The sequence below is a fragment of the Mesorhizobium sp. P2_D5 genome (genome assembly GCF_056404355.1).
Genome location: NZ_JBFUEE010000001.1, coordinates 1504262 through 1513363, shown reverse-complemented (window position 1 = coordinate 1513363; position 9102 = coordinate 1504262). Strand labels below are relative to the sequence as shown.

The 9102-nt window shown below is 61.0% G+C and carries 10 protein-coding genes; 3 read left to right on the top strand and 7 right to left on the bottom strand.

Annotated features, from left to right (window positions below):
• From AC1DYW_RS07030 to AC1DYW_RS07015, 4 genes are all read right to left on the bottom strand, one after another.
• Positions 1 to 184, bottom strand: a 184-nt coding sequence (locus AC1DYW_RS07030) for an ATP-binding cassette domain-containing protein (protein ID WP_477225549.1), incomplete at its 3' end; no start/stop codon positions are given.
• Between the two features lie 65 nt (positions 185 to 249).
• Entirely contained in the window at positions 250 to 1458 is a 1209-nt protein-coding gene (locus tag AC1DYW_RS07025; protein WP_477225548.1) for a M24 family metallopeptidase, read from the bottom strand.
• Between the two features lie 7 nt (positions 1459 to 1465).
• A complete protein-coding gene (locus AC1DYW_RS07020; RefSeq protein ID WP_378987575.1) occupies positions 1466 to 2227 on the bottom strand; it encodes a PfkB family carbohydrate kinase in 762 nt (253 codons plus the stop codon).
• Between the two features lie 67 nt (positions 2228 to 2294).
• Entirely contained in the window at positions 2295 to 3317 is a 1023-nt protein-coding gene (locus AC1DYW_RS07015) for an SIS domain-containing protein (RefSeq protein ID WP_477225547.1), read from the bottom strand.
• Between the two features lie 148 nt (positions 3318 to 3465).
• Here AC1DYW_RS07015 and AC1DYW_RS07010 point away from each other — a divergent pair, with 148 nt between their 5' ends.
• Positions 3466 to 4563, top strand: a complete 1098-nt coding sequence (locus AC1DYW_RS07010; RefSeq protein WP_477225546.1) for a LacI family DNA-binding transcriptional regulator — start codon at positions 3466 to 3468, stop codon at positions 4561 to 4563.
• A 214-nt stretch (positions 4564 to 4777) separates the two neighbouring features.
• Positions 4778 to 5074 carry a helix-turn-helix transcriptional regulator gene (locus AC1DYW_RS07005; RefSeq protein WP_436163053.1) on the top strand — a complete coding sequence of 99 codons (297 nt, stop codon included), beginning with the start codon at positions 4778 to 4780 and terminating at the stop codon, positions 5072 to 5074.
• Here AC1DYW_RS07005 and AC1DYW_RS07000 read toward each other — a convergent pair.
• From AC1DYW_RS07000 to AC1DYW_RS06990, 3 genes are all read right to left on the bottom strand, one after another.
• On the bottom strand, positions 5028 to 6284 hold the full coding sequence (locus tag AC1DYW_RS07000; RefSeq protein ID WP_477225545.1) for a tyrosine-type recombinase/integrase: 1257 nt from the start codon (positions 6282 to 6284) through the stop codon (positions 5028 to 5030). The two genes, AC1DYW_RS07005 and AC1DYW_RS07000, sit on opposite strands and share 47 nt — an antisense overlap.
• Positions 6285 to 6576: 292 nt before the next feature.
• Positions 6577 to 8139, bottom strand: a complete 1563-nt coding sequence (gene guaA, locus AC1DYW_RS06995) for a glutamine-hydrolyzing GMP synthase (RefSeq protein ID WP_457154900.1) — start codon at positions 8137 to 8139, stop codon at positions 6577 to 6579.
• 55 nt (positions 8140 to 8194) lie between these two features.
• On the bottom strand, positions 8195 to 8770 hold the full coding sequence (locus AC1DYW_RS06990; RefSeq protein ID WP_457154901.1) for a MarR family winged helix-turn-helix transcriptional regulator: 576 nt from the start codon (positions 8768 to 8770) through the stop codon (positions 8195 to 8197).
• Positions 8771 to 8781: 11 nt separating this feature from the next.
• Between AC1DYW_RS06990 and AC1DYW_RS06985 the strand changes: the two genes are divergently transcribed.
• Positions 8782 to 9099, top strand: coding sequence for a hypothetical protein (locus AC1DYW_RS06985; protein WP_477225544.1), 318 nt, complete (start codon positions 8782 to 8784; stop codon positions 9097 to 9099).
• The last annotated feature ends 3 nt before the right edge of the window (positions 9100 to 9102 follow it).

Sequence of the window (9102 nt, the reverse complement as noted above, 5' to 3'; positions counted from 1 at the left end):
CCACCCCGATCCGTCGCCGATGCGGAGGCACGTCCGAGACGGACGTGCCCGACATCAGCACGCGGCCTTCGGTTGGCGTGTCGAACCCCGCCAGGAGCATGAGGAGCGTCGTCTTGCCGGAACCGCTCGAGCCGAGCAGCGCGAAGAACTCCCCCGACGAGATGTCGAGGGTAACGTCGCTCACCGCAGACACACTTCCGTAGCGCCGGGTGACACCCTGAAAGGAAACGGCGGGGAGTGGCTGGCCTGTCATTCCACGGCCCTTCCCAGGTCAAGCGGCGTAAGCGGCTCGTATCCGGTTTCGGTCACGAGCACGGTATCGCCGAAGCGGGCGCCACCAATACCGTCGACATAGACGCCCGGCTCGATGCCGAGGAGCATTCCCGCTTCAAGCACGGTCGGGTCGCTGGCCTTGATCTCGGGAAACTCAGGATCGGAAAGGCCGATCCCGCGACCGGTGCGATGCTGCATGGCACGGTCCCAGCCGTGGCGTCCGATGACCGCGACGGCGGCAGCGTGAACCTCGCCGGTCGTCACGCCCTCGCGCACCTTTGCCAACGCCGCTTCCTGGGCCTTGCGTGCGACGTCCACGATCTTGCGGACATCCGTCGGCAAACCCGTCGACCCCACCTGGACCGGTCGGTCGAAACAGATGCCGTGCCCAAAGAACGGCCGGCCGCAATAGCAGAGCTGCAGGAGTTCCCCTTCCCGCATAGACCGACCGGCGGCAACTGCATGGGCGCGCCCTGAACGGATGCTGCCGCTACCCATGACATGGATGCCCTGGAGAAGCGGCGAATGGTTCTCATCGCCGTTCCACCATTCCGCGGCACGCCGCATCGCGGCCGTGCGGGAAACAAGCGCCACTTCCCATTCGGGAACACCGGGGGCTACAGCTTCGCAGCTTGCCTTGAACTGGTGGGCAGCGATGTCGGCGCAGCGCCGGACGACGTCGATCGTTGCGGCATCCTTGCGGCGACGCACCTCACGAAGCGTGACTGTCACGTCCCGGATACGTTCGGTACCAAGGGCATCCCTGACCAGGTCGAGATTGCGCGCCGAGGTAGCGTCGAAGTCGACGCCGATCGTGCGGGCTTCCGGAGCTACTTTCCCGATATGCTCGGCGAGCGCGGCTGAGAACGACATGGGCGGCTTCCCCGGCTCTTCCCATTCGACCCATTCGATAGCCACGGGCACGCTGCATTGCGCCCTTATCTCAGGTGCTTCGATGCGGGGCGAGACAAAAGCCGCCGCGCCATCCTGTGGCAGCACGAACCAGACCGGCCGCACCGATGCGATGCCATCCAGTCCGGCAAAGAAACGATGATTGTCGAAGCTCGACAGCGCGAGAACGTCGATGCCTTCCTGCTTCATCGCAGTTCGGGCGCGTTCGAGGCGTTTGCCGTAATCCGCCTCGGAAGGAAAGATGAGCCTGGAGTTCGAAGGGTTCTCGTTCATTTTGCTCTCACGATGGTATTTCGCGTGTGATGGGACGGGCATGGCCGAAGGCGCCACGCGTGCCGCAGATGAGCGCGGAGTATTGCGCTGCATCGCTGGCCGCTTCGGCAAGCGGTACGCCGGTCAGCACGCGGTACGCGAGGCGGCTTACAAATGCGTCGCCCGCGCCGAGCGTATCGACGGCATCGACAGGAACCGCGGGCGCGAACAGGATCTCGCCTTTGTGGCACACTGTGGCGCCACGCGCGCCCTGGGTGATCGTGACCAGTTCGACGCCGGCCGATTGGGCGGAATCCAGAACACGCGCCACTTCGTCGTCGCCGGCACTGCCGCGCGAGAAGGCAGCTGCCCTTAAATAAGGCAGGACACCAGCAGCATATTCCAAACTCCGTTCGGAAAAATCGAAGGAGATCGCAACGCGCTCGCGAATGTCGGGAAGCTGGTTGTCCAATCGGCTTGTCTCACCGGTGTGAACCAGGTCGAAGCCGGCAAGATAGTCGAGATCGGCGTTGTCGAGCCGGAACATCGATACGCCTTTCTCGCAGAGGCCCCATCTGCGGTTGTTGCCGCTGTCGTCCATATGAACGGTGGCAAAGGCATTGGGCCCGTCCTCGACACGCAGCCGCTCGAGCTCAATGCCTTCAGCCTGCAGGCTCGAGCGGATCAGATCGCCATCGGCATCGGTGCCGATCACGCCGAGATAGGCAGCGTGCGCTCCGCTTCGCCGGGCGTGAACAGCGAAATTCACCGCGTTGCCTCCCGGAAACATCAGCCTTTGATTGAAATATCGGTCGACAACATTGTCACCGACGCCACAAACACGCATGCGAAATGCCTCAGTAGGTTGTCTTGAACATGTAGCGGCGTTCCGTGAGCGAATGCCCGGTGACCGCCTGGTAGTGTTCGGCCAAACGCTTGGAAAGGGTCGAGAGAAGGAGCGGGGAAATGTCCCCACGCATCGACGCCGGCACGCCGGGCAGGCTGTAGTCCATCGAATCGATCACGCGGCAGCGCCGGGTGTTCTTGTTAAGGAAAGCCTCAACTCGGTTGATCACCGGGCGGGTTTCGTCTTCGCCCTTGAACAGAAGAACCGCCGTATCGGGCTGAACAACCTCGAAAGCCCCATGCAGAAATTCGTTCGCGTTGAACCAGGACGCGTGCTTCCACTGCATCTCCATGAGATAACACATGGCGAATCCGTAGCCGGCGCCCTGATTGGGACCGGCGGACAGGACGTAAGTCAGGGTCTCGGCCGCGAAGTCAGTGGCGATCTCGTGGAGGCGCGCCTCCGCCTCCTGCACAGCCAGTTCAAAAGCTGCCGGCACCGCAGCGAAAGCCTGTTCCAATGCCGCGAAATCGAATTTTGCCCCGGCTTCCTTCAGAAGCGCCGTCACCATCAGGCCAATCAGCACTTGCTTCGGCGCCAGGATGGTTCGGTCGCTGTGGTACGTGAAGACGTCATCGCATTCGGCGGCGAGTTTGGTCGTCTCGTTCTTAGTAAAGCCGATGACGCGGGCGCCGGCGGAGCGCGACCAGCGAGCGGCTTCGATCGTTTCTCCCGTCGTGCCGTTGTGCGATGCGACAAGCACCACTGATCCCGGCCCGAGCAGCGCAGGACGGCGGCGATTGAACTCTTCGCTATTAAGGCAGAAAGTCGGAAATCCGGCGCTTCGGTCGCACTGGTACGATGCGGCAGAGAAGTCGTTCAGGGAGCCACCGCAACCGATCAGGAAGAGGTTGCGCATTCCATCAGCTGCGGCCTTGGCCACTTGCCTGATCCGTTCGCGTTGCTCGACGGCGGCTTCAGTGATGCGACGGAAATCGACATCTGTTGGGACAAGGTTGGAGTATCGATTCACAGTGCCTCTCTTTTTGCGATCAAGATGTGATAGCGCTCTCATGTGATAACGCTCTCACATTTCCCAATGGGTTGTCAAGGGGCGTCGCGGCGGTCTATTTGTCCGCCATGCACGGGCACGAGTCCCGCAACGCGGATGCGATCAGACCATGAAGGATAATGGACGCTCCGGCGCTCAGCCGACGATCGCCCACGTTGCGCGTGCGGCGGGTGTCTCAAGCGCAACCGCGGCGCGGGTGCTTGGCGGTTACGGCTATGCCGGTGCTGAGACGCGCCAGCGCGTCTTCGACGCCGCAAAACGCCTGGCGTACCAGCCCAACCAACTCGCCCGCAGCATGGCGACCGGCCGCAGCGAGATGATTGGCGTCGTTGTAGCCGATATTGAGAATCTGTATTTTGCGCGAGCCATTCGGGCTATCATAGACACAGCCAGTGCAAATGGCTTCGGTGTGGTTCTAGCCAACACCGACGAGGATATTGAGCTTGAGCGTGACGCGGTGCGCGTGCTGCTCGCCAACCGTGTCGATGGCCTGATTGTTTCGCCAACCTCCAGCATCGAGGTGGATCACCTCATCGGCGCGCGGGACATGGGCTGCCCCTTTGTCCTTCTCGACAGACGCGTGCCGGTACTCAATGCCGACACCTTTGCGATTGACAACTTTCGCGCGGCCCATCAGGCGGTGGCATCTCTCATCAAGCAAGAACACCGACGCATCGCGCTTGTGTCCAACGCTCCTTCTCGCGGGGAGCAACATTACCTGATTTCCTCCGTTCGAGAGCGTATCGACGGTTACCGCGCAGCGCTCCACGACGCCGGAATCCAGATTGTCCCCAAGCTGATTATCCTCGGAGGATGGGACACTGAGAATCTTGCTCGCCAGTTGCGCCAGCTCTGTCAGTCCGCGAACCGTCCGACCGCTTTTCTCGCAACCGACAGTTCCGTGGCCCTCGTCCTTCTCAACGTTCTTCGGGAGCTGGATTTATCGATACCCGACAAGGTTTCGCTCATCTGCTTTGACGACGCCGACTGGACGGCGGCGGTGACGCCGCCCCTGACCGTTGTGTCGCAGCCTATCAGAGACTTAGCCAAAGCTGCGACAGAAGATCTGATCGCTCGTTTGCAAGGCGAGGCTACGGGTCCTGCCAAGGAAACCTTGCTACAGGCGACAATGATAGACCGTGGCTCAGTCAGCAGCGCCTTGGCAAGGCCGAGTGTCAAGCGACGATCGTCAGCGGTTGGGAACTGACATTCGTCAACTCCTCCTGTTGTTGCTGCCTTTGCTTGGAAAGCCGGGGGGCTCGGTCGAAGCCAATGCATACCTGAACATCTGAAGATCAAGACCCGGTCAGACTTGTCCCTTTCACAGGTCGAAACCGCCGATGACACGACGCCGGGGCTGAAGCACTTTTCTCATCGAACACAATCGCCTTCAATTTCGACTCGTTGCTGAGGAGCACGAGATGACCCGATCGAATGAAGAAGCACTGAAGCGCACAATCCGGAGACGCCAGCTGCGTGAAATGGTGCCGCTTGCCGACAGTACGATCTACGAAATGGAACAGCGGGGCGAATTCCCGCGACGCTTCGCCTTGACTCCAAGATGCGTGGTTTGGGATCTGGGCGAGGTTCAAGCATGGCTCGCGGCCCGTCGCTCAAAGCCAATCTTGCGCGCTCCGAAACCGGACCTTAAGCAGCGTCGGGCTCGGCCGATCAGAGAGCCGGATCAGGCTCCAAGAGGGGCATCGACGGCGGGATGAGCGTCGGGACGAACTTCTTGCCAACGACCCAGGCGTCGATGATGTCCGACCATTCCTGCATCATATGGCGGCGCTGCATTTCGTATTCGGCCTTGTTGTAGACGCCACGCGACGAGCGTCCGTCCTCGTGGGCCAGGCACTTTTCAATCCAATCGCTGTTGAGGCCAAGTTCATTCAACAGAGTTGAGCCCGTTCGCCGCAGGTCATGAACCGTGAACGGCTCGAGGGGCAGCCCCTCGGACTTCGCGCGCTCGACGACTGCGTAAGTGATCCGATTGAACGTTGCACGCGACATCGGAGCATCCGCATCGTACCGCGATGGAAGAAGGTATCTGGAATTTCCCGCACAGGTCTTCAGGGCAATCATGATGTCGAGCGCTTGGCGCGACAGGTAGACATTATGCGCCTTCGATCGCTTCATGCGTTCCTTTGGAATGGTCCAAACCGCATTTTCGAAGTCGACCTCATCCCAGACCGCGTCCTGCAACTCGCTTTTGCGCACCATCGTCAGCAGGTAAAGCCGCATCCCCAAACGGATCGTGGGAAGCGTGGCGATGTGCTCGAGCTGTCTTAGCATCACGCGAATTTCCGAGGGCGAAAGCGAGCGGTCCTTCGGCACAAACGTGGCAATCGATGCGGGTCCAACTTCATCAGCCGGATTAGCCACCTTCTCGCCGTGCAGGATCGCGAAGCTGTAGATTTGCTTCAGAATGTCTCGCACGTGAATGGCGGTCGCCGGCGCGCCACGTTCAACGATGCTGCCGCAGTGGGCTCGTAGATCGTCCGGTGTGATTTCCGCCAGCAGGCGATTGCGCCAGGCAGGAAGAAGCTCGCGCTCAAAGATGGAACGCCGCATGGCGCGCGTGCTGTCGGCCATCGGCGCGGCGGTGAGCCACTTCTCCCCGAACCCGCCAAAACTCTTCGCCTCTTTCAGGCGACGCTTCTCGCGCTGCTTCTCTATCGCTGGTGACCGCCCATCTCTGATGGCGCGCTTGGCGTCCAGGCATTTCTCTCGAGCGAGTGCGAGCGAGATTCCGTCTCGTCCATATCTGCCTAGTTGCACCGTCTCACGGCGCCCATTGAGCCTGTAGTCCAGCATAAACGAGATCGCGCCACTCGGCATGACCTTGACATACATACCGTCGCGGTCCGCAACCTTGTAGACTTTTTCTTTTGGTCTCAATGACTTAATGGCGACGTCAGTCAGCATAGCTGCTGCCTCCAAAAAAGTACCGTCAGGGTATTTTCGAGGCCTGTCGACAGAAAATTCTATTTACTTTCAATTCCTTACGGGCAAAAAAGTACCGTCACAAGCCTTACTGGCCATGACGGTACTTTGAAAAATCCCAAGCGGCAATATGTGGCAGATCCGTCAGGCAGCCCGCCGATGCCAATTTCTGCCTACCGATAGCTGTTGAACGCTACTGGATAATTATCTTTTTATTTTCAGATGCTTAAGGAGAATAATGGCGAATAATCGGCGGCGTTCGGATGGGCCTGAATCATTCCCACTCTATTGTGCCGGGCGGCTTTGAGGTGACGTCGTAGACGACGCGGTTGATGCCGCGGACTTCGTTGATGATGCGGGTGGCGGCGGAACCCAGGAACGCCATGTCGTAGTGGTAGAAATCCGCCGTCATGCCATCGACAGAGGTGACGGCGCGCAGCGCGCAGACGAACTCGTAGGTGCGGCCATCGCCCATCACGCCGACAGTCTGCACCGGCAGCAGCACGGCGAAGGCCTGCCAGATGGCGTCGTAGAGGCCGGCCTTGCGGATCTCGTCGAGATAGATGGCGTCGGCCTCGCGCAGGATCTCCAGCTTCTCGCGGGTAATGCCGCCGGGACAGCGGATGGCTAGGCCAGGGCCTGGGAACGGATGCCGGCCGATGAAGCTTTCGGGCAGGCCGAGCTCCTTGCCAAGGGCCCTCACCTCGTCCTTGAACAGTTCGCGCAGCGGCTCGACCAGCTGCATGTTCATGCGCGCGGGCAGGCCGCCGACATTGTGGTGCGACTTGATGGTCACCGACGGGCCGCCGGTGAAGGAGACGCTCTCGATGACATCGGGATAGAGCGTGCCTTGCGCCAGGAAGTCGGCGCCGCCGAGTTTCTTCGCCTCCTCCTCGAACACCTCTATGAACAGCCGGCCGATGGTCTTGCGCTTCTTCTCCGGGTCGGCCTCGCCTTCCAGCGCCGAGATGAACTTGTCGGCGGCATCGACCAGGATCAGCGGCAGATTGTAGTGCTGGCGGAACATCGCCACCACGCCCGCAGCCTCGTCCTTGCGCATCAGCCCGTGGTCGACAAGGATACAGGTCAGCTGGTCGCCGACTGCTTCGTGGATCAGAAGTGCGGCGACCGACGAGTCAACCCCGCCCGACAGGGCGCAGATGACCTTGCCCTTGCCGACCTGCTTGCGGATCGCCTCGACCGCGTGTTCGCGGTAGGCGCGCATCGTCCAGTCGCCCTCGATGCCGGCGATGTTGTGAACGAAATTGCGCAGCAGCCTTGCGCCGTCCGGGGTGTGCACGACCTCGGGGTGGAACATGATGCCGTACATCTTGCGCTCGACATTGCCGAAGATAGCGAAGGGCGAGCCTTCGGACTTGCCGAACACTTCGAAGCCCTTGGGCAAGGAGATGACGCGGTCACCGTGGCTCATCCACACCTGGTGGCGCTGGCCGGGCGCCCACAGGCCCTCGAACAGCGGGCTGTCCTTCTCGATCTCGACAAAGGCGCGGCCGAATTCGCGATGATCGGAGCTTTCGGCGACGCCGCCCATCTGCACGCACATCGCCATCTGGCCATAGCAGATGCCAAGCACCGGCACGCCGGCATCGAAGACGATCTGCGGCGCGCGCGGGCTGCCGATGTCCGACGTCGAGGCGGGGCCGCCGGACAGGATCACGGCTTTCGGATTGATGCGCTCGAACGCCGCCTCGGCCGACTGGAACGGCACGATCTCGGAAAACACGCCGGCCTCGCGGATGCGGCGGGCGATGAGCTGCGTAAACTGGCTGCCGAAATCGACAATCAGGACGGTGTCGGGATGATTGGCTGTTTTCATGGCGAGCGTTTAGAGAAAGAAATGAGTCGACGCAATGGGTTGCGGGGCCTTGCTGTCACTTCGATTCCACGACTTCACCTTCAGCGCCAGTGTCTTCATCCTTCGCCGCAGCCTGTCCGGCCGCAAGTGCTCGCAAAGCGCCCATCAGCGCCGTGAACCGCTCCTCGCCAATGCGACTGACATAGCGCCGCTCGATCTCCATCTTGACCCGATCGCCGTCGCGCAAGGCATCCAGCCCCTTGCTGGTGTAACGCACCATCTTGCCGCGGCCATCTTGCGGATCGGGCAGACGCTCGACGATCCCCTCCGCCTCGAGGCCGTCGAGCAGTTGCTGGATCGCCTGCTTGGAGATTGCCGAGCGTTCGATCAACGCCGACTGGCGCATGCCGTTCCTGGTGATGTGACCAAGCAGTCCGGCGCGTGCTTCGGTGAACCAGCCGTGACCGGCGGCGCGCATCGCGGCGGCGAATTCGGTCTGCCAGGCGCGGCTTGCCTGCCAAAGGCGCCAGCCGACGTGATCGGGCAGGGTGTCGATTTTTTCGTCAAGCTCCTTGACCATTTTCTCCAAACTCCATATAGTCAAGATACTTGACGATAAACATCCCGTCGAGGCTCTTTCGAACTCAAGCACGGACAGGGACCATGACAATTCTCGACAGGAACATGCTGGCCGTTATCATGGTTGGCACCACGCATGTCATCGACATGGGCGGCAAGGACGCCTTCATCCACTACGAAAACGAGAACCGGGCGCATATGCTGCTACCGGATGGTACCCTTTTCCATGGGATCTGGATGCTGCTCGACCACGGCTACAAGGTCGAATGGAAAGATGGCCCCACCGGCTCCTGGAAACTCGATCATACGCCAGGAGCGATCGACTATGTCGATGCGAGCGGCGCCGTGCGCGGGCGCATTTCGCGCATCGATTTCGGCGATCCGGAGAGCCTGGCGGCTTGATGC